Here is a 25,692-nt window from a genome sequence, read left to right as displayed (position 1 = left end):
CACATACCATTCCGGTTTTTTGTTTTGAATGGTATCTGTGGCAGTGACGAGCAAGTTTAGTGACACTGCCCATCGACGTGAGGGTGACCATGCTCTAATTCGTCGGGTGTTGCCGGACGCACCGCAAGAACTGACACGGCAACGGTGACCGGTTTTCCTGCCATAGGATGGTTCGCATCGACAGTAACAGTCTCGTCGGTTACTTCGGTTACCGTAACGGTGTGGGTGCTACCATCTTCTGTTTGCGCCGATAGGCGTAATCCGACGGCTAAATCTTCAATATCGGCAAAAGCTTCGCGTGGAACCTTATTGGCAAGGTCCGCCTCATAGTCCCCATAGGCTAGGTCAGCAGAGAGGGTTACTTCAAGCTTATCTCCTGCGGCTTTTTGTGTTAACTCGGGCTCTAAACCTGGAATAATCCCGCCAAACCCATGAAGATAAATCCAAGGTTCATCACCTTGAGACGTTTCCCAGACGTTGCCTTCTTGATCTTTCAATGTGTATTCAATGGTAACAACACAACCTTTCTCAATTCTCATCGCATCTCTCTAGTGGCTTGAGTTCAGGGCGTTAGTAAATCCAGTGCATTAACCAGCGGAAGACCAAGCATCCGAACAGTCCGTACAGTAAAAAACTACCCAGAACATAGTAACGAAAGCGATATTTTAACCTATTTGAGGTGCAATGGATGTAGGCATGCGCCATTCGTGAAATAACAAAAAGACAAGCGATGAACCATTCTACCCAGCCGGCCCACTGTGTAATCATAAAAAAGGCCATCAATGCGTAGAAGATAACCGGCAGTTCGAACTGATTAAGGTAACTGTTCGAAGCCGCAGTCGCCTCAGGCAAGCGCTGCTCCAACTCATGTCGATTGACTATCTCGCGCAACTGAACCTTGTGTTTACGAATGGCTTTAACACGATGCAGAAACATAGTGATTTGAACCACAAAGGCCAGCAATACATTTGCTAATACGGGAATCAATAACCAATCAGTTGTCATAAAGAACCTTACGCAACGCGTTGAACAGGAGGTTGGGATGGTCGAGTAGTTTGCCTCATTTGGCGCTCAGATGAAAGGCAATACAATGGGCAACAGGTCATTGGCTCGGTGGATTCAGCCAAAGACGCCTCTTTGATCGCTGCCAGTGCTCCACACAATAGAATTAGGCCGGGTAACATCACTAACTGAGCAAAAATACCGCTGCTTAAGCTGAAATAGTAGGCCAAAGCTATTATGGGTGAAGTGACCAACAATCGAAATATGGGAGTATCTTTAATCATGATGCGCTCCTTGGGTTAACTATGGAGCCTATTACAAGGGATTTTCTCGCCTCTGACAAACGTAAATAATTGATGGTGTCAGATGAATGTTCTTCATCTGAAAGTGTTTATAGAGGGTTTTGCGAGACTTTTTAGTCAACATCGACGGATTAGCAGAGCATCATTGGCGCAAAGAGGGGCCCGATGAAAAATTATCGTTAGCCTTCGCAAAATGATCTTGGAACCATTGAGAAAAGACTTGGATTTCTTCGCGATCTTGGTCGCTATGTCGATAAACTAAGTAAAGCGACTGAGGGATTTTAAAAGCGACAGGAAAGGGCTGTAGCAAACGTTTAGTGGCCAAAGATTCTCGCTCAAGTTCGAGCAACGCTAACGCTACGCCTTGGTGATATTCTGCCGCCTGAATAGCCAGATCGTAGCTACCAAAAGTGAGTCCTTGCTCCGCTGAAAGCGTACTGAGTTCAGCAGCATTTGCGACTTTTAACCAAGCATCCGTCATAAAAGAAAAGCTAATAAGAGGAACCGTTGCCAAGTCGCGAATATCTTGCAATTGATGTTGCTCAGCAAATTGGGGGCTACACACCGGCGTTGCATGGAACTCAGTTATTTTTTCGCTGACCAGGTTGTCCCAGTGTCCTTTGCCAAAGCGGATACCAATATCAACATCCGTTTGGCTCAAATCGACTATTTCGGCGCGTGTATCGATTATTAAATCGACGTGTTCTAACCGTGTTCGAATATCGCTTAAATGCGGAATCAGTAGCTGGCGTGCCATCGACGGTATCATGCTTACTTTTAAGCGACGATGACTAAAGCGGTTGATTACATTCAATGTGCCTTTGTTAAGACGGTTAAAAACGTCGCTGATGACATCGAAATAAGCTTGACCAGCAGCAGTCAGTTCAATTTTACGGTTGTATCGGGTAAATAACTCGAAGCCAAGTTGGTCTTCAAGGCTGCGTACTTGATGACTGATCGCCGAGGGTGTTAGATGTAACTCTTCTGCAGCCAATTTAAAACTTTTGTGACGCGCAGCGGCCTCAAACAGTTTCAAGAGGTGCAGTGAGGGAAATCTCACGATGACAGGCCTAATCTGCCTTAGCGATGTTCAACGGACCCCAAGCCTGGCAAGTCGGCATCACCTCAATGCTATTAATATTGACGTGCTCGGGCTGTTGCGCTGCCCAAACGACCGCTCGCGCAATATCGTCAGCGAATAATGGGTGCGTCCCTTGATAAACCGACTTGGCTTTGTCGACATCGCCTTGAAAGCGTACGACAGAGAACTCGGTTTCTGCGAGTCCGGGTTCAATGTTCGTCACGCGCACTTGGGTACCGAGAAGATCGGCGCGAAGATTGCGACTGAATTGCTGTACATAGGCTTTGGTGGCGCCATAGGCATTACCACCCGGATAAGCGTAGCTACCGGCGATAGAGCCAATATTGACGACGTGCCCTGAGTTATTCGCTACCATGCTCGGTAAGAGCGCTCGGGTTAAATAATTTAACCCTTTAATATTGGTATCTATCATCGTGTCCCAATCGTCCAAGCTGGCTTTATGCGCCGGATCTAAACCCAGAGCGAGCCCAGCATTGTTGACTAATATATCCACTTTTTTCCAATCGTCGGGTAAATTCTCGACAAATGCCGCGACCGCTTGACGGTCAGTCACATCGAGCACGTCTGCTAAAACGTCAGTATGCTCAGAGAGTTTTTCTGCCAGCGCCTTGATTCTTGGTTGGCGACGAGCACAAATGATAAGACGATAGCCGAGAGCAGCAAATTGATGAGCGCAAGCTTCACCGAAACCAGAACTGGCTCCGGTTATTAATACTGTTTTTGTCATGAGAGTTCCTGATCGCTGGTTGCCTATGACGCGTGAAAGCTTCACAATATATTCCATTGATCATAATAAAAATAGTCACGCTTTAATAGGAGTTTGTGGTGTCTGACTCGTCTTTATTACAATTCGAAATTGATGTGGATTGCCAATATCTTCCAGAGCAATCGCAACCCGAAGAGCAGCAGTATGTTTTCGCCTACACCATAAAGATAACGAACTGCGGATCGCATGGCGCACAGTTAATGCGGCGCCATTGGATTATTACCGATGCTAATGGTCAACGACAAGAAGTGCGCGGTGATGGTGTGATAGGTGAACAGCCTTACATCGAATCGGGAGCCTCTTTTCAATACACTTCTGGCGCCATTTTAAAAACGCCATTAGGTACGATGGAAGGGCAGTATGAAATGGTGGATGATGGCGGTGAAACTTTCTCGACACCCATTCCATTATTCAGTTTGACTCAGCCTGGAATTTTACATTAATGGCCACCTTTGCAGTGGGAGATATTCAAGGCTGTTTTACTGACTTGTTGCGGCTTTTGGAAAAAATAAAATTCGATTGGCGAAAAGATAAGTTATGGCTGTGTGGTGATTTAATCAATCGCGGCCCACAATCGCTGAACACTTTGCGCTACTTATTTGAACATCGTGAGCGGATTCGAGTCGTGCTCGGCAATCATGACTTGCATTTGTTGGCTGTCGCTCATGGTGCAGCATCGTTAAAAGGCAAAGACAATTTTCATGATGTCATCGACCATCCTGGTAATGGTGATCTTATAGAGTGGTTACTTGATCAACCATTAGCTCGCTATAGTGCGAAACGTCGTCAACTGATGGTGCATGCTGGTGTATCTCCGCAGTGGACGTTAAAGCAAACCCTCGCGTGTTCAGATACCGTGCAGGCAACCCTCAGTTCGCCTGGGCAACGTATGGTTTTCTTCAAACACATGTACGGCAATATGCCTGACCAATGGTCAACTAAACTTCAAGGAATTGAGCGTTTGCGATACATCACCAATGCTTTTACTCGTATGCGCTTTTGTTATTCAGATGGTCGCTTAGATATGCTTTCAAAGGCTTCACCGAGTAGAGCACCTACTGGACTTAAACCTTGGTTTGAATTACCGCTCGCCATCGAAAAACAAGTTCAAATAATTTTCGGACATTGGGCGGCACTCAATGGCCGCCTGGCGAATAGACGTTTTCAGGCACTAGATACCGGAATGGTGTGGGGAAATCGACTCACTGCGTTAAACCTTAAAACGCAACGACGAACTTGGGTAAAAGCTTTATAGCAACTTAATTTGGTCTGGTTCGATAGTAATTAATTTGTCTTTGTACAATTTGCCGATGGCTGTTTTAAATTGCTTTTTGCTCACCTTAAATACTTTCTCAATTTGTTCCGGTGATGATTTATCGGACATCGCCAGTACGCCATCATTTTGTTTTAACAGAGCGAGTATTTTCTCAGCGAGATCATCTCGCCCACTTATGCCTGGTTTGTTGAGGCTGATATCCAGCTTTTTATCTGCACGAATGTTTTTAATGAAAGCCGAGAGTTGATCGCCATACTTAATAGTGCGATGTAAATCATCGTGATGAATTAACCCGCTAAACTTGTTATTCACCGCCACCTTAATACCCAGATCTGACTTGTCTAAAACAATGATCGAAACAGGGTCACCGACTTTAAATGAATGCGGCTCTTTATCTAGAAACTTATCGACCTTCGTTGAGCCAACGATGCGTTGATCAGCCTTGTTTTGATACACATAAACAACCGGTGCTTGTCCTTCTTTGAGAGGGTGTGTTTGCTCCGCGAAAGGAATGAGTAAATCTTTTGGCATGCCCCAATCGGCAAAGGCGCCCACCTTGTTTACATCGACTATTTTTAGCCGTGCCATTTCGCCAACTTTAATACTGCTTGAAGGATCAGATACTTGAAAAGCTCCTTCATTGTCTTGATAGACATAAACATCTACCTGGTCACCAATGTCACTTCCTTGAGGTAAAAAAGCGTTTCGAGCGAAAATTAGCGTTTGATTGCCACCATTTAAATAGGCTCCAAAAGGCGTTTTCTCTACGATAGTGAGAGAGTTTATTTGTCCGGGCTTTACCATAGCTTTTTAAACCTTAAGAGTATGATTCGCAAAAATTTATTGATGACTGTTCTCATGAACGGGTGTTGGTAGTTTAAACAGCCAAACAACCGTTTGCACGATGACTAATAAAGTAACACAAAAAAGTATTAAATTAGAGAAGGGCTCAGCGGTGCCATTATACATCCAAGATAGAAGCAATCCCGCAAAAGCGCCAGCGCCAAATTTTAGGGTTCCGATGACAGCGGTTGCCGTTCCCGATTGGTGCGGAAAGCTCATAAGGATCATAGCATCAGAGTTGGTCGAGATGATCATTAAATGCAACATTAGAATCAATATAGCTGCGACGACCCATCCGACTGAGCTTTCGAAATGAATGAGCAACGTCAGAACGACGGCAGAAATGAATGCGCCTATCAAAGCCATACGCAACATATTCAGCGGCCCATGTTTGGAAACTGATCGGGCATTGATAAAGTTGCCTAGCATTAATGAAACGACATTGGCACCGAATAAAATGCCAAAGGTTTGTTCGCTCACCCCGTAAATTGAAATATAGACAAACGAAACTGAGGTAATGTAGGTGAAAAACGACAAGGTCGTAAACATGGTAGTCAATAAGAACGGATAACAAACTCGTTTTCTAAAAACCACGCCATAACTGCGCAATATACCAAGAAATAGCCCGGTATTTTGTCGTCCTGATGGCGGCAAGAAAGGAAAAAACTTTACCGTTAAAACTAAAATTACAATGCCGTAAATACCTAATACTAAAAATATTGATGGCCAATCAGAAAAGTACAGAATCACACTGCCTATGGTTGGTGCTAACATCGGTGCAATCATCATTGCCATGGAAACGTAGGCCATACCTTTGGCCGTGTTTGAGCCGAATAAGTCACGGATGGTACCCGGAACGGTTACTGTAGCGGCGCCTCCGCAAAGAGCCTGAATAAAGCGAAGAGCAATAAAGCTTTCACTGGTAGACGCAAAACTCATTAAAAAGCTTGTAATAATGAATCCGGAGAGTCCGGTTAAAAGAAAGACCTTGCGCCCATAATGATCGGCCATGGGTCCAAAGCTCAACATTCCGAGCGCATAACCGGCTAAGAAAATACTGAGTGACCATTGAATTTGAGTGATGTCTGCTTGGAATGACTGCGCCATGCCGGGCATAGCCGGTAGATACATGTCGATGGCCAGCGGTGTGATTGCAAAAATCGCAGCAAACAGTGGTAAAAATCGAAGAGGAGACGTCGCCTTAACGGTCATTACTAATTTGCCATCGCCAAGTTGCCATTAAAAGTACAATCGAAGAACAGTCTCTGCCACACAGGCTAAGCGCTTGCTATTCTCAACTTCGATGCTGACTTCATTCACTATTTCAATACTTCGCTTCATTGGGGTAAGACCGATTAGGCGAGTTCTTGCTCGCACTCGTGAACCTGACTTGACCGGAAACGGAAAGCGAACCTGATTTAATCCGTAATTCACCACCATTTTTGCGTCAGGATAAGGGTTGTTGTCTGAATTAACTGTATCGGTCAAAGCGGGAATCAACGATAAGGTCAAGAATCCGTGAGCAATGGTGGTTTTAAATGGAGACTCTTCAGCCGCTCGTTCAGCGTCGGTATGAATCCATTGTTTGTCGCCGGTTACTTCAGCGAACTGATTAATACATTTTTGATCAACCAGCAACCACTCACCAACAAACGTTTCTTCGCCTAATTGTTCTTGCAGTTCTTGGTAAACCTTTGCAGCTTCAGGTGATAAGACAAGCGGCCGTGGCTCATCGTCGCCATCATCTGAAGGTTTAAAAAATGAAACCCAAGGGTTGTTCAGGGTGTTCGCCAACGTTTGGGTGACTTTATCGGAAAGATTCTTAAATTGCGGTTCAAGCTTTGCGATAAACTCTGCATTTTGTTTTTGAAACTGCTCTCGCTTTTCCCTGATGAATTCTAACACTCGCATAAAAATATCCGTTGGGGGGTCTATTGGTTAATTCAGCGAACAACTGTCAGTTGAAAGTAAAGAAAATAAGATAAAATTCTACACTAATTCGAATGTTTGTTGTGTAATAGTTAATAACTTTTACATTTAAATGGCTAAGGAAAATGATTCTTATCCAATCAAAATGAAATAATTAGGAAAGATATGGACATTCAACTGACGCAAAACCAAGCTCGAGTGATAGGTTGTTTAATTGAGAAAGAAAAAACAACACCTGAGTATTATCCTTTAACATTGAATAGCTTAACGGCGGCATGTAACCAAAAAAGCAGTCGCGATCCGGTCCTTTCTTTAACCGAAAAACAAGTTCAAGCGGCGGTCGATGAGTTGATCGAGCTTGGTCATGTTGTTACTGCTTATGAGCGTGGCAGTCGGGTAACTAAATATCGACACCGCTTCTGTAATAGTGAATTTGGACAATTGCAGTTAAATGCTGCAGAAACAGCTGTGGTTTGTTTGTTGTTATTACGTGGGGCTCAAACAGCCGGTGAGTTGCGCAGCCGTAGTGGTCGATTACATGAGTTTTCAGACCTTGGCTCAGTGGATGAAACCTTGCATCAACTCGCGCAAAAGCGCCTAGTTATTCAGCTTGAAAGAGAACCGGGTAAACGGGAGTCTAAGTGGACAGATTGTTTTGGGTCGGCAACGCAATCTGACCAGGCGATTGACTCTGCTCAACGTTCGCAAATGGCGGATATAGAGCACCTGAGCAATCTGGATATTTTGCAGAAAGTTAATGCATTAGAGCATCAACTTGAGCTTTTGACTCAAGAGCTGATCGATATTAAACAAGTCTTAAGCGAGCGAGTTGACTCATGATTGAGTATTTCAGTGATAAAGAAATCAATACCCAGCAATTTAAAGAACTATTACAACGTTCTTCGCTCAGTGAGCGTCGACCAATCGATGATGACGATTGTTTAACACAAATGGTCACTAATGCCGATGTGATGATTACGGCGTGGCATGAAGAGACGCTGGTCGGGGTGGCGCGGAGTGTGACGGATTATTCCTTTTGTTGTTATTTGTCCGATCTCGCCGTTGATCAGAGGTTTCAAAATCAAGGCGTTGGTCGCCGACTTCAACTGTTGACTCTCGATCAACTCGGCCCAAAATGTACGCTTATATTATTAGCAGCTCCGGCAGCGCATAGTTATTATGAGCATTTGGGGTTTACTGCGCATCCGCGCTGTTGGGTTATAGAGCCTGGCCAGCAAATACGTTAAGTTGGAGATGGTTAATCTATTCCAAACCATGGTCAATATCGAGGAGACACCACTTTGTCGACTATCACTGTGACTGCAACGATCAATGCCGAACTTGATCAAGTTTGGCGTACCTGGACTAATCCAGACGATATTATGCAATGGAACTTTGCAAGTGACGACTGGTGCTGCCCGGATGCTCAAATTGACTTATCTGAGGGGGGCGCTTTCTGTTTTCGGATGGAGTCTGTCGATGGCAATGTCGGATTTGATCTTAGGGGCTCGTATCAAAGCATTAAAGAAGGGGCTCAAATTGACTATCGCCTCGAAGACGGCAGGCAGGTATGGGTAAGCTTTGAGAAAGATGAGTCTGGTACACGGGTTACCCAGGTGTTTGAACCAGAAACTCAACATTCTATTGAGCTTCAACGCCAAGGCTGGCAAGCCATATTAAACAACTTCAAGCAGTTCAACGAAGCCAACAGAGAGGCTGATTAAGCAAACCCTAGGCGATGTGCTAACCCGTTTGCTTGATAACCTCGCTACTGAGTTAAATTTTTCTTACGGCCATGGTTAAGCGGGATATGCAAACCAGGTCACCTTGAGCGTTAACGATTCGAATTTCCCAGACATGAGATGCCTTACCTAGGTGCAAAGGTTTAGCCGTAGCCAAAACGGTCCCTTGACGCATGGCCTTAATATGATTCGCATTGATTTCCATGCCAACACAAAAATGCTGGTCATCAACGGCAATATTGCTGGCGATACTGCCCACTGTTTCTGCGAGAGCCACCGATGCTCCACCGTGAAGTAATCCCATTGGTTGATGTGTGGTTTCATTCACTGGCATAGAAACGACGACATAATCATCACCGATTTCTTCGACGACCATCTTTAGATGGCTAGCTAACGTGTTGTTATTACGAGCATTTAAGGCTTCAGCCGTTACTTGTTTCTTCCAAATTGCACCCATCTTAGAACCCTTTATCTTGGCATCAAAATTTGTGATAGTCGCGCAAGATTAACAAAATAAATTTATCGTGAGCAACAATAGATTTCGTTAGCATCTAGAGACCAGCGGTTCTATATTGTCATTGAAGGTGCTCAATCTAGTGAGGTAAATTTATGCAATCTTCAGGTCGTGTAAGTCGCAGTCGAGCCAATAAACATCATTGGGATGACGAAGACTTTCGAGGTAAAAAGGCGCACAAGTCTCATCGCAGCCATCACGAAGTCAAACGTGACTTAGAGAATTACTTTGAGCGAAAGCGTCTAAAAGAGCTTACTGAAGATACCTGGCTACAGTAATGCGAAAAGGCCCCGAAAGGGGCCTTTTTATTGTTCTTCAGGCGTTGAGAGGTGCATCGGTTTAAGTTTTATTGAGACAGTGGTTTTAACCAATCGACAGCGATCCCTTTCGCAGCGAAAATACGACCATCGTAACTCGCCTGTAAAGAGAGTAGGTTCTTTTTGTCTTCTTCAGACAGAGATGATTTGTGGTTTTTAATAGTGGCGCCTTGATTTCGTCCGTTTTCTTTCGCTAAATAAAGCAGGTTGTCGAGAAGCTTGAGTGATTCATCCCAAGTTAAACTGCTCTCTTCCCCTGTACTGAATGGAAATAATAAGTAACCCAGAGACGTGGTAACGGTTAGTGACTGCCCCTTTAAGTTCACTGTTTGCGAACTTCGGCTGTTCAACATACGCTCACAAAATTGCGTAATACCATGTTTATCGGTATCAGTGAGTATCACCAAGAATTCTTCTCCTCCCCATCGAACAGCGATGTCTTCGCTACGTAAACTATGGGTTAGATCGTTTGCGACGGATAGCAAAACTTGGTCACCGGTATCATGACCATATTGATCGTTAACGGCTTTGAAATGATCGATGTCTAGCAAGACTAATCCTAACTTTCTTTTAGAACGATTTTTCTCTCTTAATGCTCGACTTACAAGTTTATGCTGAACTTCGTTTATAAAACGTCGATTATAAAGTTTAGTTAATGGATCTCGTAACGCTTGCTCTTTCAGTTTTGAATTGAGTTCGTCGAGCAAAGCATTTTTATTGGCGATGTCTTTATTACGACGATAAGCCAATAAAAGTGCGATCACAACAAAAATGACCGAAGTGACTGATAGCGCTAAAATGGCTCGCTGATCACTAAGCTTTGTTTCATTGAGTTGATTAATTTGATGAAGTCTATCGATTTCCCTTTGTTTTTTCTCGCTTTCGAATATTTTTTGTAGCTCTAGAACTTTGTCATTATTTGTTTTTCGCACTAATGCCATTGATTCATTGTGCAATTGCTTTCGGTAGTCGAGAGCAGCTTCGAAGTCTCCTTTCAATTCGTAAATTATCGAATAGTCTTCCAGTGCCCATAGAATCGATTGCTCTTGTTGCATCTCTCGATAGATTACCTCTGCTTGCTTTAGTGCTTCGATCGCTTCTTCATACTTCTCTTGTGCGCGTAATGCGATAGAAAGGTTATTATAAGAAACGGCCTTTTCGAAAGGACTGATATACTTTTCAGCAGTTTCGATAGATTCCTTAGCCGTTTGAATTGCTTTATCAAAGTCTTCTTCTCGAAGAAACTCATTTTGAAGTTGAATTTTTGCTCTTAAATAGGGTTTGAATGCCCCTACTTCTCTTGCCTCGTCGAATATTTTGTTTCTATAAAAAGTGGATTTTTGAATGTAATCCTGATGAATAGCTTCGGCCCTATCGATATCGGACTGATCGGTGAGTGTCCCTATCTCCATATTTTTTTTATTGGCCATCATATAGTAGATATTCATGGCATTTGAGTAGGTGAAAATTCTAATAAAGTTATCATTTAAAGACAGTGCTTTTTCGGCGAGTAATTGATTGGTTTTTAGCGATTCTTCGTACTGCTCCATGTAATATTGGATATTAACCAGATGAGAAAGCACCCCTAATTGAATGTATGTCTCATCAATGGACTCTGCGATAATACCGGCTTCATTTAAATCGGATATTGCGTCTTCATATAGACTGTTCAACGATCGTTGTTGACCTTCAAGATAATAAAAGTAGGCTGCCATTGTTTTGTTGTTGTTAAGAGCATCTGACTTAATATCGATAAGAATAGCGCGCGCAGGGTCGACTTTTACTTCCGCTAACAAACCACTGACCTGTGCCAACCCTAGCCATACCTTTCCTTGTTCACTGAGTTGTTCTTCTTGGCTCTTTAGCAATTCGATAGTTGATTTCGCTTGTGTTGTTCGACCCACTTTAAAATAGAGCTGAGTGAGTCGAAAATACGCCTCGCCGTCAATGGCGACGTCACTTTGAGCATTTTCATTGAGCCATTTTTCTAAGGACTCGATGGCTAAGAAAGGATCACTATGTTGGTGGTTTTTATAGTCGTTGAACCAAGAAGAAGGCGTTGCGGAAGCCTTTGCTGTGAGAAGCGCAGCACACGCTAGCAAAATCCAGAAAACGGCCCTATTCAACATAAATTCACTCGCATATTTATTAAAGCATATTGCCTACCTAAGTATTAAAAATAGTAACTCGATAGAATTAAATCCAAATAATATTAAATAAGCCGTAAGCAATGGCTGCTAATGCGGTTATAAAAAAACCAACGAAGGTGGTTAGTGGTAAACCAAATGAACGTTGAGAGCGGTAAAGCAGTACGCCGCTAGCAATTCCTAAAATTAATGTAAGGTAAGACATCAAATAGCCATATGTCGCCGTATTCTCAAACCCGAACAGCAATAAGAAGGGCGTCAATTGATAAGTCTGACTTATTCCATAGGCATACAAACAAAGGCTGATCACAGCGAAGAGGCTGGTGGTCCAAATAACCAATCGCACTCCGTCAGTGATAACGGCTTGCCGTTTGTCGAACCAACGGGTCGCTGCTTGAACGCTTAATAAAATAAATGCAAAGCTCAGTAGAACCGAACTACTCACAGCCCAGAAGGCGGGTGCAATGATACTGGAACGATCGTTAAAAAAACGGGCTCCCAAATTCGCTACCAAGTTGGTTTTAAATAAAGGAGCGACAAAGTCAGGCGTGGAGATTTGTTTGGTGCAACTGAGATCCGGTTTTGAATCAGGATTATCGAAAAACAAATTTAACATCTCTCCGGCGCACGCCACCGAGCGTGAGGGGCCATGGCCAGCGTACGGAAATTCAACATAGGTTCCGTTTTTAAATCCCGGCAAAATAACCTGCGCCAGTGGTGGTGGAGTAATAGGGTCCATAGCACCCTCAATAATTAAGGCAGGTATTTCGGTTTTGGTCAGTTGATATTCCTTTGCATCGCGCGGGTAAAGCCCCATTGATCGACAGCCGAGACTCTCGTCTTTTGCAGCAGCAGCGGTTCCGCGACCTAATGATAAAATTGGGTGGTCTTTTTCATCGGCAGCGGCCGAGGCAGCTAAAGAGTCGAAACCACCGTCGTTGCATAAAATCGCGTCACGCATACCTGGGCTACTGCTAAAAAAATTATTAGACAGATGACTCATTAGGGTGAAAACATCGTCATTTCGGTTAATCACCGCATCACTCCAATGATGAATTAATGCGGGAATGGCCGGATAGTTTTTTTGTTCATAAAAAAACATAAATGGCGCCATCGCTACCGTATCACTGTAATAGTACTTCTTACCTTTAGGATTCTCCGGCGTTTGCTTTAAATTAATTTCAATGGGGTTATTCACGACCGATGAAATTGCTTCTCTGAGCTTTTTCGAACTGTTGCCATAGTGCTTGGCACAATCACTTTGCTTAGAACAGGTTTCATCAAGTATCAGGAGTACGCGGTTGTACCAGTTCACTACGCGCCAATGTAGGGCGTCATCACGTGCATTTAACGGCATAATTGCATCTAGCGCGATGGCTTTAATCGCGGACTCATCTTGTTGAACGTAAGCTTGTCCCAAAATCGAACCGTAACTAATTCCCCAAACGTTCCATTGATCAAGTGACAGTGACTGTCTCAGCGCTTTGACATCTCGGGCATTTTCAATAGTGTTGTAACCCGTTAAGTCTACGCCTGTTCGACTTGCTCTCTCTGCGCACTCAAGGGCTTGTTGGTTCTGTGCCGCTAAATGCTCTTCAAAAGAAGGCTGAATCAATTGGTGTGGGTTTCTGAGTGAATAAAAGGGACAAAAATCGGCTGACCAGCCAATGCCTCGCTGTTCGAGTATGTAAAGATCGCGGCGATCTAAAATACCATGATGCTTAAATCTTTGAACGTAAGTGAGTACTTTTGCGCCTGGTCCGCCGGTTAAATAAATGACCGGATCGGATCGTTTTTCGTCCGCCCGTTTCCTCGCTTCAATTTTATCGGCACTTTTAGTCTGGGCATCTAGTTTGACAACGAGCAGTTCGATAAAACGAGAGTCAGGCTTTTCTCGGTTTTCAGGTACTTCTAGTAGGAAACAGTGAATTCTATGTTTTTCTCTGGCGATAGCGTCTGAGAAAGGACAGGTTGTTGGGTCGAGCTGAAATGTATCTCGTTCAAAGACGTCCTTTGCAAAACCTGATAATGAAAACATGGCGAGAAGCGTCAATCCAACAGCGCGTAAGATCATGATTCAATCCCGTATTTTGTCGTTATTATTCATTAACTATAACAAATAAGTGATATCTAGAGGAGTCTAAATTTTAATCAGTTGATGCTTCTATTTGATTCCATTGCATCAGTCCTCACCCAAACGAGTGTTACTCATGGCTATTTTGCTGTTGATTATTCCAAAGTTTTGCGTAATGCCCGTCGGCTTTTAGAAGACTCAAGTGATCACCCTGTTCAATGATTTCGCCTTTGTGTAAAACGAAAATTGTGTCTGCATCGACTATGGTCGATAAGCGATGTGCAATCATAATACTGGTGTGATTTTGTGCGACCTGTTTGATGGCTCGCATTATATTTTGCTCGGCTTCACTATCGAGCGATGACGTTGCCTCATCGAAGATAAGAATGGGTGATTTTTTTAAGATGGTTCTAGCGATGGCGACTCGTTGTTTTTCTCCCCCAGATAGTTTTAAGCCCCGTTCTCCTACGAGAGTATTCAGTCCATCAGGAAGTTGTCGAATAAATTCAGAGAGGTAGGCATTCTCAACGGCTTTGTCGATATCTTCGTCACTGGCATTGGGTGCTCCATAACGAATATTTTCTCCGATGGTTGTGTTAAAAAGTACGGTATCTTGTGGAACAATACCTATGGCTCGGCGCAAACTGTCTTGAGTAACCTGCTTAATATCTTGGCCATCGATGGTGATTTCTCCACTGTCTGGATCATAAAAGCGATAAAGCAACTTAGATAATGTTGATTTGCCAGCGCCACTGCTTCCCACAAACGCGACTTTAGAGCCAGCAGCAATACTAAAGTTAAGGTTGTTCAGTATTGAGCGATCGGTATGATATGAGAAGTTCACGTTATTAAACTGAATACTTCCTTGATTAACTTGCAGTTCGTCGGCGTTGTTTTGGTCAACTATTTTTGGTTGTTCGCGTAGAAGAGCAAACATCTTCTCTATGTTGGCCATTGATCCTTTCATCTCTCGGTAGACAAAGCCGAAGAAATTAAGCGGCATAAATATTTGCATAATATAGCCGTTGATCATAGTAAATTGTCCGAGCGAAAGTGTCTCTGAAACCACCATATGTCCGGCCAGCACTAGCATTGATGTCATAGCGACCGCGACGATTAAGGCTTGACCTCCGTTCAGTGCAAACAAGCTTAAACGGTTACTCCTGCGAGCGCTTTCCCACTCAGCGAGTTCATGATCGTATCGGCGTTCTTCGAATGCTTCATTGTTAAAATATTTGACCGTTTCATAATTTAATAAACTATCGACAGCCGTTGTATTTGATTTTGAGTCTGCTTCATTGGCCTTTCGAATATAACTGGTTCGCCATTCCGTTGCTTTTGCCGTCCAAATAATATAGGCAACTATGCACCCGAGAATAATTAGAACGAAATTAGTTGAGAACTTAGCTTGAAAGATCAATACAACAAAAAGAATTTCTAAGAAAACGGGGACGATATTGAATACCATAAAGCGCAACAGGAAATTAATGCCAGAGACGCCTCTTTCAATATCTCTTGCGACGCCACCAGTACGACGAGATAAATGAAAATCTATATCAAGACTATGTAGGTGCTTGAAAACCGCAAGACCGATTCGGCGCATCGCTCTTTCAGTGACGCGACCAAATAACAGATCTCTAAACTCTCCGAATAGTACGGTCGATAAACGAAGGGCTCCATACATGAGGATCAATGTGAGTGGTAGCACAACGACGGCTTGCTCAGACGATAAGTTGAGTTGATCAACCGTAATACCAAATACATAAGGAACACCAACGCTGGCAACTTTCGCAGCGATTAGAAAAACTAAGGCGGCCAAGACTCGCCATCGGAACTCAGCGAGAAATGGCACCAATTGTTTTAAAGTCTTCCAAGAGACTTGTTCGTTGTTGTAATCTGCAAATTGTCCGTGTCGCATGCTGAGTTACTCAATGAAAAGAACGTAGTTTACGTGAATTTTTAACGGGTGTGCTAAAAGATATCTACCAAAGATATTGGTTGCAAAGGGTTATGGAGTCAATATATAGTGTTCTTGCTACGGTTCAATGCCTATATATTGATTTGAGGTTGAGATTTATTGATTAAGCATTATGAGCATAGGTTGGTAATATGTTTAACTCTCATAGATTGATTAAAAATTAGATGCTTAATTAGTGATGGTCACTTTCCAATTATAGGTTTTGCTAAGAGGGAATCCGGTGTAAATCCGGAACTGACGCGCAGCGGTAATAGAGAACGAGAGTAACGTGAAGCACTGAACATCAAGTTTGGGAAGCAGTTACTTTAGGTACTTATATAAGTGAGCTCTTGAGTCCGAATACCTGCCGATAGCCAATCAACGCCTTCGCGATTTTGAGGTATTGAGTGATTGACTATTGAATCTTTGTTTCTCGTGCGCTGTCAGCGTATCAATGTCCTGATCCTTTAGACTTTCTTCGATTCTCGTCTCGCCAAGGTAGTGTTTCTATTTTAACAAGGCGCGATCTATGTTTTCAGAAGAGCAAGTATCTAAATATCAAGTTACCAAACGAAATGGCCTAGCTGTTCCCTATGATGGACAAAAAGTCATTGGTGCAGTCAAAAAAGCAGTTATCGCTGTCAAAGGCTCTCATGCACAAGGCAGTCAACATTTGCAACATCTAGCGCAGAGTATTGTTGAGCAGATTGAAAGTAAAGTTCAACGAACAATGCCTGATGGTGGAATTATTCATATTGAAGATATTCAGGACAATGTTGAACTCTATTTAATGCGAGCGGGAGAGCAACAAGTCGCTCGTGCTTATGTGATATATCGAGAAGAGCATAGTAAAAATCGTCAAGATCTAAATATCAAAATCGAAGATACGCTTCAAGAGTTTACAGTCGTTCACCGTGATAACTCTGAAACGTGGGTCGAGTCAGATATCTACTCGTTAGTATCCAGTGCGTGTGAGATGTATAGAGAGGTTAGTAGCGAAAGACTTTGGAAGTTGATCAAGCCCAGCCTGTACGATGGTATTAAGTTCAATGAGCTTTGGTTATTATTGATCATGAACGCTCGTAGCTTAATAGCCGAAGAACCTAACTACTCAAAAGTAGCAGCGCACTTTCTGTTAAACAAGTTAAAGCAAGAAGTATTAACTACATTTCCAACGATTACTCAAGACGACAATCTATATAGAAAAGCTTTCCGAATATCTATTGATTTTGGTATTGAAAAAGGAATTCTAGATAATCAGCTGTCAAAATTTGATCTTGAACAACTAGCAGAAGCAATCTTACCAGAGCGAGATCGCCAATTCGACTATTTAGGACTTCAAACACTATACGATCGATATTTTCTTAGAAGTGATGAAACACCTTTCGAATTACCTCAAGTGATGTTTATGCGTATTGCAATGGGACTGGCTGTCAATGAAAGTCAACAAAATAGACGAGCGATCGAATTTTATCGATTATTAAGCTCTTTCGATTTTATGTGCTCAACGCCGACATTATTTAATTCAGGAACTGTTCGTCCTCAATTATCGAGCTGCTATTTAACTCATATAGGAGATAGTTTGAGTGAAATCTATCAAGGGTTAAGTGACAATGCGATGTTATCGAAATGGGCGGGAGGTCTCGGTAATGATTGGACTCCAGTGCGAGCACTTGGCTCTTTTATCAACGGAACGCGTGGAACTTCGCAGGGTATTATTCCTTTTCTTAAAGTTGCAAATGATACGGCAGTGGCCGTTAATCAAGGAGGAAAGCGCAAAGGTGCAGTATGCGCATATCTAGAAACATGGCATCTAGATATCGAAGACTTTTTAGAGTTAAGAAAAAATACCGGTGATGAACGTAGAAGAACGCATGATATGAATACTGCGAATTGGATCCCCGACCTATTTATGAAACGTGTTTTCCTCGATCAAGATTGGACCTTATTCTCTCCAAGTGAAGTTTCGGACCTCCATCAACTGTATGGTCGAGAGTTTGAGTTGCGCTATGAATACTATGAAGAACTGGCTCAGGCTGGACGTTTGAAACAATATAAATCGATACGGGCGAAAGAGCTTTGGCAAAAAATGTTATCAATGCTATTCGAGACAGGCCACCCGTGGATAACATTTAAAGACCCATGCAATGTTCGATCTCCTCAACAGCATCGCGGAGTGGTCCATTCATCAAATTTGTGTACTGAAATTACGCTTAATACAAACGACGACGAGATTGCTGTTTGCAATTTAGGCTCAGTGAACTTAAATAACCACTGGACTATAGAAGGGATAGATAAAGAGCACTTAAAGAACACAATCCGGACTGCTATTAGAATGTTGGACAATGTCATTGATTTAAATTTTTATCCAGTTAAAAAAGCTAAGGTATCAAATCTAAAACATCGGCCCATTGGTTTAGGAATGATGGGTTACCAAGATGTACTTTATCGAGCAAAAATAAGTTTTGATAGCATTGAGGCAGTGGAGCTATCTGATCGTATAAGTGAAGCTTTTAGTTTCTATGCCATAGAAGCGTCGGCTAATCTTGCGGTTGAACGCGGATGCTATGATAGTTTTAATGGTTCACTATGGCAACAAGGAATATTTCCACTGGATAGTTTACGTCAGTTAGAGAAATCTCGTGGTAGTGACTATTGCACATTTAATTATCAAAGTGAATTAGATTGGAGCTTCTTGAAAGAGCAAGTGAAAAAAACGGGTATTCGAAACTCCAACATCATTGCGATAGCGCCAACTGCTACTATTGCGAATATTGTAGGTGTGTGTCAATCGATAGAGCCGACCTATCAAAATTTGTTTGTGAAATCTAACCTTTCAGGTGAGTTTTTGGTTATCAACAAATATTTAGTCTCAGAGCTGAAGGATGCAGGGCTTTGGGATGCATCGATGATCGATGATATTCAGTATTATCAGGGTGATGTTGGCAGAATCGATCGTATTCCGAATAAACTTAAAGCGCTTTTTAAAACAGCATTTTCCATTGATCCTCGTTGGTTGGTAGAAGCTGCATCGAGGCGACAAAAGTGGATTGATCAAGCACAAAGTTTGAACTTATATATGCAAGAGCCTAGTGGAATGAAGCTTGATAATCTATACAAAACTGCTTGGTCGAGAGGGTTGAAAACAACATATTACCTACGTTCTTTAGCAGCAACAGAGGTTTACACCCACTCAAGCGATAGAGTCGATGTGGAAGCTGAACAAACGCTATGTCGTCTAGACGACTTAGAATGCGAAGTCTGTCAATAGGAGTTAAACAATGGAACTTAACTGGAACGATCCTTTGAATCACGCCCTACCTTTAAATGATAATATAGTGAAGCGATCGAATGAACCAAATAAGAAGTCATCGAATCAAGCGATCACTTATTTGGATAAACGTATCGTTAATGGACAAGCGGATATAAATCAACTAGCACCATTTAAATACCCATGGGCTTGGGAGTTCTTTTTAAATGCGAATAAAAATCACTGGACGCCTCTTGATGTAAATATGACTCAAGATGTTCATGATTATCACCACAAGTTAACTCTTGAGGAGCGTCATATTTATGATAATGTACTCTCTTATTTAACCACGTCTGATATATTGGCGATGCGTAATATTGGTTTAGCAGTCATGGAAAAAATGACTGCGCCTGAGTTGCAAATTTATCAAGCTAGACAAGTTTATGAAGAATCACTACATACTTGGACTTACCAACATTGTATTGAAACAATTGGGTTAGACCAACAGGAGATTTACAATCGATATCGAGTGATTCCAGAGCTGAACTTTAAGATAGAACTTGCTAATAAACGCCTAAATTCGGTTATGGACAGTAGTTTAGATCTATCGAATAGAGACGATCTTCATCAGTTTGTATTGTCTTATATATTTTTTGCTGCTGTATTTGAGGGGTGCTGGTTCTATAATGGTTTTAGTCCGATTTTTTCGTTGCAAAGAAGAGGTTTGATGAAAGGAACTGCAGAGCAGCTACAGTACATTATGCGAGATGAGGTATTACATTGTGCATTTGGAATTCGAGTCGTTAATGAGATCGTAAAGGAAGAGAATTTAGTCTTAGATAAAAAGGAAATTGCTAGAATGTGGGAAGAAGCTGATGCTGCAGAAGAAGGTTATGCAAACTTTCTATTGCCTCAACAGATATTGGGTTATTCTTCAGAATTACATAGTGCCCAGTTTAGATTTCTAGCTAATCGAAGAGCTAAACAGTTGAAGTTAGAAACTCCTTTTCCTGGTGCAGAGGTAGCCTTAACGTGGTTAGATGAGCAAGCAAACCTTCGTAAAGAAAAGAATTTTTTTGAAACACGAGTGACAGAGTATCAAACCGGTGCTGCGTTAAATTGGGAATAAGTTTAATTATTAACATATTTAAGTATTGAATAGAGCCTCTTAGTGCAGACTGTGCGGGGGGCTTTTAAGGAGCAAAGCATGAGTAACAAAAGTAATTTAGCTCCATCTATGCAACACCATAAATTGGTGTTGCCAGAACACATGAATCATCAGGGCTCTTTATTCGGTGGATATCTATTAATGTGGATAGACGAAGTAGCTTATGTTTCTGCGAATTTACAGTTTCCAGGTCATCGCTTCGTCACGGTTGCATTAGATAATGTCGAATTTAAACATCGCATCGAATGCGGCGAGATAATTTGTTTTAATGTGAGCCTGGAACGACAAGGTAATACCTCGTTAACCTACCATATTGCGGTCACCGGGAAGCGAACTTCAGCAAGCCCTTTGTTGTTTGAAACACGAGTTACCTTTGTTAGCGTTGATGACCAAGGGAAAAAGCAAGTGATTGAAAGGTAAGTGCATCAAAAATGTGTGGACGCTATTTACTAAGAGAGAAACCAGACTGGGCAACTCATAGTCAGTGGAAAGATTATTGGGAAGACATTCAGCCCTTTACTGCAAGGTTTAATATTGCACCTTCTCAACGAGCAACCGTGATCTATTGGGATGCACAGTCACCGCGAGTAGCCACTATGCAATGGGGTTTTCGCCCCAGCTGGTCAAAAGCATCATTTAGTAAGATAAACGCGCGTTCTGAAACTGTATTCGAAAGCAAAATGTTTGCAACGTCGGCTCATACGAAGCGATGTTTAATTCCTGCTGATGGCTTTTATGAACCAAAAGGCAGCGCAACGCAAAGAAATCGTCCATGGCATTTGTTTGAACATCACGATAAAGCGGCGTTTATGATGGCTGGTCTATGGACGGCGTTTGAAGGACCGTCGGTTGAAGATGAACCATTCGAAAATTCTAAAAGCGGTTCTTTAAATTTTTGTATTTTAACAACCGCAGCAAACCAATTAGTTTCACCAATTCACCATCGTATGCCAATTATTATTCCTCAAGCCTTTTGGGAGCAGTGGCTAAGTGACTCTTCAAAGGACTCGATGTTGCCGTTACTTTCTTCTCGAGAATACTCGGGTATGCATCATTTCCGAGTCGCAGAAACGGTTAAGAATGTTTCTCAGGATATTGCCGACTGTGCTGAGCCGGTCGATGAATTACAGCCCGGTGATAACTTATCGCTATTTTAATTATCGGCACTTTTATTTTTCATGGCTTTTGAGTAGTAACTTGCAATAAGAATAGACGCTAAAATAATCACCGCACCAAAGGTTAACGAGAGCCAATTGGCTGGTCGTCCCCAAAACACCACATTTACTAAAATGCCTGCCGGAATAAGTAAGTTATTCATTGTTGCTAGTTGACCAGTATTGACTTGCTTGCTTCCATAGTTCCAAAAATAATACCCTAGCCCTGAAGCAACGATGCCGAGCCAAGTTAATGTCGCATAATGCGTGATTGTAACGGGCACTTTTGTCCAGTCAGCAATGAATATTGCCGGAAATAAGCTGATTAATAGCGCCCCTAAAAAGAAGAAAGCGAAGATATTTTTCTGTGTTAAATGACTAGGAATAGCTAGACGTTTATAGGCAACTTGACCGAAAGCAAAACAAAGATTGGCGGCTTGAACTAAGAGCAAGCCGGTCCAAAAATCTGAACTAACCGTTTGGTAACGTATAATTGCAGCGCCTACAACGGCAATGATTGCGGGGAGTAGCCAATTTAATCGAAATTGTTTTACGAAAATTAGGTCATCAAGCAAACTCACATAAACCGGAGTAAGAATAGTAAAAAGCAGAACTTCAGGAACGGTAAGAAATAGAAAGCTGTGGTAGAAAAAAAGATACATCACTCCAATTTGAATAGCACCAATGCCCATTAAGGCAAAAACGGCTTTACTGTTTGCTGAGTTCCATTTTAAGAAGGGGAGAAACGTTAAAAAAGCCAACAGCATTCGAGTAGCAACGGCAATATAGCCATCGACTTGACCGGCGAGAAACTCTCCGATCAAAGAGAACGAGAAGGCCCATAATAAAGTAACAAAAACTAGCCAACGCATATCGAGTTAATCTAAGTTTAAGTAAGCCTTGAGTCGCGCTAAATTCTCGTCCGCAAATTGATAAATCTTATTACTGGGTATGTGGTTGCTTTCCATGGTTTCTAAATAGAACTCAATACTGCAAAGTATATCAGCTAACAGTTCAAGGGCTTGCATGGTAGCCGGCTGCTTCAAGAAGTATTGATTTGAAAGATCAGATAGCTCATTGATCAAAGCTATTAACTCTTTAACGTCGAGTACATCTATTTTCTCGACCGCTCTTTGTAAAGAGGCCGGCATTGAGTGCAGTAACTCAGGATCGTGATCTTGCTTACTGTAGTTTTCAATCTGATTAATGACTTGATGAACCTGTTTTCTAGCATAGTTGCAGGCTTCAATTTGAGCAGGACTCAAAGTGTTTCGATTCAAATTCGTTTGCCCACCGTGACCGCGCTGTCGTTTATCAACCAAATAGCTTTCAATTTTCGCCAGCACGTCAGATACGAATTGACGATCGGGATCTTTCAAATGAATTTCTTTGTTGATTGTAAGTTCAATGCGTTCAACCGCTTCTTTTAATTGAATTTCGAGAGATTTGTATTCCAGTACTGAGAATAAACTGTGCAGTTGTTTAAGTTGATGAAACAATTGCGTCAACTCTTCTGATCCACTTTTGTAGTCCTCGGCAATTAAATCCGTCTGAACCTTTAAAATATCGTCGAGTATGGTATCGAAGAGAGAGGCATAATCTCCTTCGTTCAAACCCTTTAATAATTGAAATTCTTGAGCAAGGTTGCGCTCGGTTAAGCCAAGGTTGGGTAACTCAAAGTGCTTTCTCAAGGTTTCGGTTTGTTCATCTTCAGCATCAGACAAACTGACTAAATAAAGCAATTCAAACGCGAGTTGCTCAGCTTTTTCGCGGTTTTTATAATTAATATTATGGTTAACTTGCCCTAATTCTCTAATTTGCAAGTCGAGCCGCGACAACAACTTAAGTCGCGTTGAGTTTATCAACAGACCGCCAGAATGAAAGGCTTCGATAGCGCCACCTGCGATCCACCAAAGATTGGGTGCGCTAGGGCAGCCGCATTGGCGATCGAGTTTACTGAGCGCTCTCCCCATCATCGCCAGTCCACCGCTAACGTTGGTCTTCCGAATGATTTCAATTAAGCCCATTTGATACATTTGTCGTAATCGACGCGATGTTTTGACAATTTCATAGTCATCAAGACGGTCATTGGCTTGCCCAGAGTCGCGAACCTTTCGATGATTCGCTTTAAAAAAACTTGATTCTGGGAATTGTTCAATGTGTGCTATCGAGCGCAAATCATTGATGGGTACGTACAGAAGCTGAGGCAGATCGAAGGGCTTATTACAGATGAAATCTATGTAACGCTCAAGCAAGGTAAGGCTATAAATAACCGCTTCAAGACGCTGTTCATCCTCCGGATTAAAAGGATCGCTCATATTCTTAACGATGTTACAGATGTCGCGAGTCATTAATGAAGCTGCTTGCAGCTCGATAAATGTAAATACTCGGTTTAACTGGTAAATTCCCGACCAAGCGTCCTTGCGTGCACCACTCGATTGCTCGTCAGAATGATATTTCTCCAGCGCCTTAATCGACGTCTTGATGCTCTCGCGTATATGCTCGGCAATCATGTTGACGGAGGATATCTGGTCCTGATACGACATAATACTCATTTCCCTAGTTTCGGTAGTCTCGAAATACTACGTTAATTTGGCTAGAATTCAATCGTTATGATTGCAATGTGCCGAGCCGGTCACGGTTCTAATTCATCCATTCTCAAGCATATCAGCGGATTCGCCTAAGTCTATGGAAAAAATACAGTTTTTACGGAAAAACAGTAGGTTGAGCAATCCTATTATGTGTTCTAGAGTTATAGGAGTATTGGAGCTCGATATCTTTCGAGTTATTCAAGTTTTAAAGCTTAACTAGCCGCTGGTTAAAGCGGCCGATATGGCTTGGAGACATCGCCCTTTAATTTTGGAGAGCACATGGACCGTTTGGAGACGATCGTCGAGTTGATGGAGCGTTTTACTGCGTTCGAGTTCTTAAATGCGAAACAGCGAGCCATAGTGGCCGGCCAGTCTGAATTAGTGAAAATCAAGAGTGGTTCAGACATTTTCAAGTTAAATCAAATTGATAGCCACGATTACTTTATTGTACAGGGCAAGGTCGAACTTGTGGCGGCTGATGGTAAGTCCTATACATTAGCTCACTCCTCGGCTAATGCGAGTCGACCCCTGGCAAACCTTCGACCACGTAAGTACGCTGCAACCTGTATTGAAGACAGTGCATTCCTCAAGCTTCCACACGACTTACTTAGTTATATTCTAGAAGCTCACAATGTTGAAGAAAGTCGCGAGAAACTCATTGAATTTGCAAATGCAGAATTGACACCGAGTATGATTACCATGGAAATTCAGCAAGCGATTCGCCGTGGTGAATTAAGTATTCCATCGTTACCCGATGTAGCATTGCGTATTCAGAAGTACACAGCAGGTGATGAGCATTCAATTGAAGATGTCGTCAGCGTATTAATGGTCGACCCAGCCATGGTGGTGAAGTTGATAAAGTACGCAAATGGCCCTCTTATTCGAGGTGTGTCGCCGGTTGAAACCTGTTCCGAAGCGGTTATTCGTCTTGGTATCAATACGACTAGAAAGTTGGTGCAAATATTTTCTTTGCAAGAGTTGTTTCGAAGTGATCAGCCAGAACTGCAAGAAACCTTTCGTGCAATGTGGCAAGAAAGTGTCGATGTTGCCGTCATCGCTGCGGTACTCGCGAAGCACAGTCAACTGAACTTCGAACCAGAGGTTGCGATGTTGTCGGGTCTGTTGCATAAAATCGGTGCTATGTCGATTTATGCGTTTGCAAGCGACTATCAAGGATTCTTAAAGTTAACGGAGTCAATTGAATCGCTGGTGCGTGACTACGAAATACAGGTTGCATGCGACATCATTACCAATTGGCAGTTAGGTCATGTTTACTTTTTGTGCATGAAGTATTTAAGGCATTGGGAAAAACCTGAAGTAATGACACCGGATTATAGTGATTTACTGAATATTGCTCTGCTCCATGAGAGTATTAAGAAACACCATTATCATGACCTTCCAAAGTTTCATCAATTGGAAGCGTTTAAACGAATTCATGTCGGCGAATCGACACCAGAATTAAGCATTAAAGTGTTGGATGAGTCGCGCCAAGAAATTTCTCAACTGAGGCAAATTTTACTTGGAAATTAAGTCGGATTGTTAATAGAAGCGTTTTATT

25 protein-coding genes and 1 riboswitch are annotated in these 25,692 nt (G+C 42.4%); of the genes, 11 read left to right on the top strand and 14 right to left on the bottom strand.

Going from position 1 to position 25,692, the window contains the following annotated elements:
- Positions 1–56: 56 nt before the first annotated feature.
- The 5 genes from Q9312_RS11020 to Q9312_RS11000 form a co-directional block, all read right to left on the bottom strand.
- Positions 57–539: an FKBP-type peptidyl-prolyl cis-trans isomerase gene (locus Q9312_RS11020; protein WP_309200899.1), complete on the bottom strand. Its 483-nt coding sequence runs from the start codon at positions 537–539 to the stop codon at positions 57–59.
- Between the two features lie 31 nt (positions 540–570).
- Positions 571–1,005, bottom strand: coding sequence for an MAPEG family protein (locus Q9312_RS11015; protein WP_309200898.1), 435 nt, complete (start codon positions 1,003–1,005; stop codon positions 571–573).
- Between the two features lie 8 nt (positions 1,006–1,013).
- Entirely contained in the window at positions 1,014–1,286 is a 273-nt protein-coding gene (locus Q9312_RS11010; protein ID WP_309200897.1) for a hypothetical protein, read from the bottom strand.
- 160 nt (positions 1,287–1,446) lie between these two features.
- Positions 1,447–2,364 carry a LysR substrate-binding domain-containing protein gene (locus tag Q9312_RS11005; protein WP_309200896.1) on the bottom strand — a complete coding sequence of 306 codons (918 nt, stop codon included), beginning with the start codon at positions 2,362–2,364 and terminating at the stop codon, positions 1,447–1,449.
- A 10-nt stretch (positions 2,365–2,374) separates the two neighbouring features.
- Positions 2,375–3,133 carry an SDR family oxidoreductase gene (locus Q9312_RS11000; protein ID WP_309200895.1) on the bottom strand — a complete coding sequence of 253 codons (759 nt, stop codon included), beginning with the start codon at positions 3,131–3,133 and terminating at the stop codon, positions 2,375–2,377.
- 98 nt (positions 3,134–3,231) lie between these two features.
- Between Q9312_RS11000 and apaG the strand changes: the two genes are divergently transcribed.
- The gene (apaG, locus tag Q9312_RS10995) at positions 3,232–3,615 is read left to right on the top strand and encodes a Co2+/Mg2+ efflux facilitator ApaG/CorD (RefSeq protein WP_309200894.1); all 384 of its coding nucleotides are present in this window, start codon (positions 3,232–3,234) and stop codon (positions 3,613–3,615) included.
- Positions 3,615–4,427, top strand: coding sequence for a symmetrical bis(5'-nucleosyl)-tetraphosphatase (locus tag Q9312_RS10990; RefSeq protein WP_309200893.1), 813 nt, complete (start codon positions 3,615–3,617; stop codon positions 4,425–4,427). The genes apaG and Q9312_RS10990 overlap by 1 nt, the downstream gene beginning before the upstream one ends.
- Here Q9312_RS10990 and Q9312_RS10985 read toward each other — a convergent pair.
- Genes Q9312_RS10985 through Q9312_RS10975 form a run of 3 tightly spaced genes read right to left on the bottom strand, consistent with a single transcriptional unit; the run spans position 4,422 to position 7,202 of the window.
- Entirely contained in the window at positions 4,422–5,252 is an 831-nt protein-coding gene (locus tag Q9312_RS10985; RefSeq protein WP_309200892.1) for a CvfB family protein, read from the bottom strand. The genes Q9312_RS10990 and Q9312_RS10985 overlap by 6 nt on opposite strands.
- Positions 5,253–5,288: 36 nt before the next feature.
- Positions 5,289–6,503, bottom strand: coding sequence for a multidrug effflux MFS transporter (locus tag Q9312_RS10980; protein WP_309200891.1), 1,215 nt, complete (start codon positions 6,501–6,503; stop codon positions 5,289–5,291).
- Positions 6,504–6,530: 27 nt separating this feature from the next.
- Complete coding sequence (locus Q9312_RS10975; protein WP_309200890.1) at positions 6,531–7,202, bottom strand: MaoC family dehydratase; 672 nt, start codon at positions 7,200–7,202, stop codon at positions 6,531–6,533.
- A gap of 183 nt (positions 7,203–7,385) precedes the next feature.
- Here Q9312_RS10975 and Q9312_RS10970 point away from each other — a divergent pair, with 183 nt between their 5' ends.
- The 3 genes from Q9312_RS10970 to Q9312_RS10960 are packed head-to-tail and all read left to right on the top strand — an operon-like array spanning position 7,386 to position 8,944.
- Positions 7,386–8,060 (top strand): YceH family protein, encoded by a 675-nt coding sequence (locus tag Q9312_RS10970; protein ID WP_309200889.1) that lies wholly within the window; start codon positions 7,386–7,388, stop codon positions 8,058–8,060.
- Positions 8,057–8,467, top strand: a complete 411-nt coding sequence (locus tag Q9312_RS10965) for a GNAT family N-acetyltransferase (protein ID WP_309200888.1) — start codon at positions 8,057–8,059, stop codon at positions 8,465–8,467. Before Q9312_RS10970 ends, Q9312_RS10965 begins: the two co-directional genes overlap by 4 nt.
- A gap of 54 nt (positions 8,468–8,521) precedes the next feature.
- Positions 8,522–8,944, top strand: coding sequence for an SRPBCC domain-containing protein (locus tag Q9312_RS10960; RefSeq protein ID WP_309200887.1), 423 nt, complete (start codon positions 8,522–8,524; stop codon positions 8,942–8,944).
- Between the two features lie 52 nt (positions 8,945–8,996).
- On the opposite strand, the gene Q9312_RS10955 is transcribed toward Q9312_RS10960, so the two are convergent.
- Complete coding sequence (locus Q9312_RS10955) at positions 8,997–9,419, bottom strand: hotdog fold thioesterase (protein WP_309200886.1); 423 nt, start codon at positions 9,417–9,419, stop codon at positions 8,997–8,999.
- A 152-nt stretch (positions 9,420–9,571) separates the two neighbouring features.
- Between Q9312_RS10955 and Q9312_RS10950 the strand changes: the two genes are divergently transcribed.
- Entirely contained in the window at positions 9,572–9,754 is a 183-nt protein-coding gene (locus tag Q9312_RS10950; RefSeq protein WP_309200885.1) for a PA3496 family putative envelope integrity protein, read from the top strand.
- A gap of 68 nt (positions 9,755–9,822) precedes the next feature.
- Here the strand turns inward: Q9312_RS10950 and Q9312_RS10945 are convergent, their stop codons facing one another.
- The 3 genes from Q9312_RS10945 to Q9312_RS10935 form a co-directional block, all read right to left on the bottom strand.
- Positions 9,823–11,922: a tetratricopeptide repeat-containing diguanylate cyclase gene (locus Q9312_RS10945; protein WP_309200884.1), complete on the bottom strand. Its 2,100-nt coding sequence runs from the start codon at positions 11,920–11,922 to the stop codon at positions 9,823–9,825.
- A gap of 67 nt (positions 11,923–11,989) precedes the next feature.
- Complete coding sequence (locus tag Q9312_RS10940; RefSeq protein ID WP_309200883.1) at positions 11,990–14,014, bottom strand: alpha/beta fold hydrolase; 2,025 nt, start codon at positions 14,012–14,014, stop codon at positions 11,990–11,992.
- A 130-nt stretch (positions 14,015–14,144) separates the two neighbouring features.
- Entirely contained in the window at positions 14,145–15,932 is a 1,788-nt protein-coding gene (locus tag Q9312_RS10935; protein WP_309200882.1) for an ABCB family ABC transporter ATP-binding protein/permease, read from the bottom strand.
- A gap of 222 nt (positions 15,933–16,154) precedes the next feature.
- Positions 16,155–16,357, top strand: a riboswitch (cobalamin riboswitch).
- A 143-nt stretch (positions 16,358–16,500) separates the two neighbouring features.
- Between Q9312_RS10935 and Q9312_RS10930 the strand changes: the two genes are divergently transcribed.
- The 4 genes from Q9312_RS10930 (at position 16,501) to Q9312_RS10915 (ending at position 21,546) form a co-directional block, all read left to right on the top strand.
- Positions 16,501–19,242, top strand: coding sequence for a ribonucleoside-diphosphate reductase subunit alpha (locus tag Q9312_RS10930; protein ID WP_309200881.1), 2,742 nt, complete (start codon positions 16,501–16,503; stop codon positions 19,240–19,242).
- Between the two features lie 10 nt (positions 19,243–19,252).
- Positions 19,253–20,350: a ribonucleotide-diphosphate reductase subunit beta gene (locus Q9312_RS10925; protein WP_309200880.1), complete on the top strand. Its 1,098-nt coding sequence runs from the start codon at positions 19,253–19,255 to the stop codon at positions 20,348–20,350.
- Between the two features lie 78 nt (positions 20,351–20,428).
- The gene (locus Q9312_RS10920; protein ID WP_309200879.1) at positions 20,429–20,809 is read left to right on the top strand and encodes an acyl-CoA thioesterase; all 381 of its coding nucleotides are present in this window, start codon (positions 20,429–20,431) and stop codon (positions 20,807–20,809) included.
- Positions 20,810–20,820: 11 nt separating this feature from the next.
- Complete coding sequence (locus Q9312_RS10915; RefSeq protein ID WP_309200878.1) at positions 20,821–21,546, top strand: SOS response-associated peptidase; 726 nt, start codon at positions 20,821–20,823, stop codon at positions 21,544–21,546.
- On the opposite strand, the gene Q9312_RS10910 is transcribed toward Q9312_RS10915, so the two are convergent.
- Together Q9312_RS10910 and Q9312_RS10905 are read right to left on the bottom strand one after the other, a co-directional pair.
- Positions 21,543–22,415: an EamA family transporter gene (locus Q9312_RS10910; RefSeq protein ID WP_309200877.1), complete on the bottom strand. Its 873-nt coding sequence runs from the start codon at positions 22,413–22,415 to the stop codon at positions 21,543–21,545. The two genes, Q9312_RS10915 and Q9312_RS10910, sit on opposite strands and share 4 nt — an antisense overlap.
- 6 nt (positions 22,416–22,421) lie before the next feature.
- The gene (locus tag Q9312_RS10905; protein ID WP_309200876.1) at positions 22,422–24,089 is read right to left on the bottom strand and encodes a FimL-related protein; all 1,668 of its coding nucleotides are present in this window, start codon (positions 24,087–24,089) and stop codon (positions 22,422–22,424) included.
- 324 nt (positions 24,090–24,413) lie between these two features.
- Between Q9312_RS10905 and Q9312_RS10900 the strand changes: the two genes are divergently transcribed.
- Complete coding sequence (locus tag Q9312_RS10900; RefSeq protein ID WP_309200875.1) at positions 24,414–25,664, top strand: HDOD domain-containing protein; 1,251 nt, start codon at positions 24,414–24,416, stop codon at positions 25,662–25,664.
- Positions 25,665–25,692: the final 28 nt, after the last annotated feature.

Source organism: Pleionea litopenaei (genome assembly GCF_031198435.1).
Taxonomy (GTDB): Bacteria; Pseudomonadota; Gammaproteobacteria; order Enterobacterales; family Kangiellaceae; genus Pleionea; species Pleionea litopenaei.
This window is presented reverse-complemented; position numbering and strand designations above follow the sequence as displayed.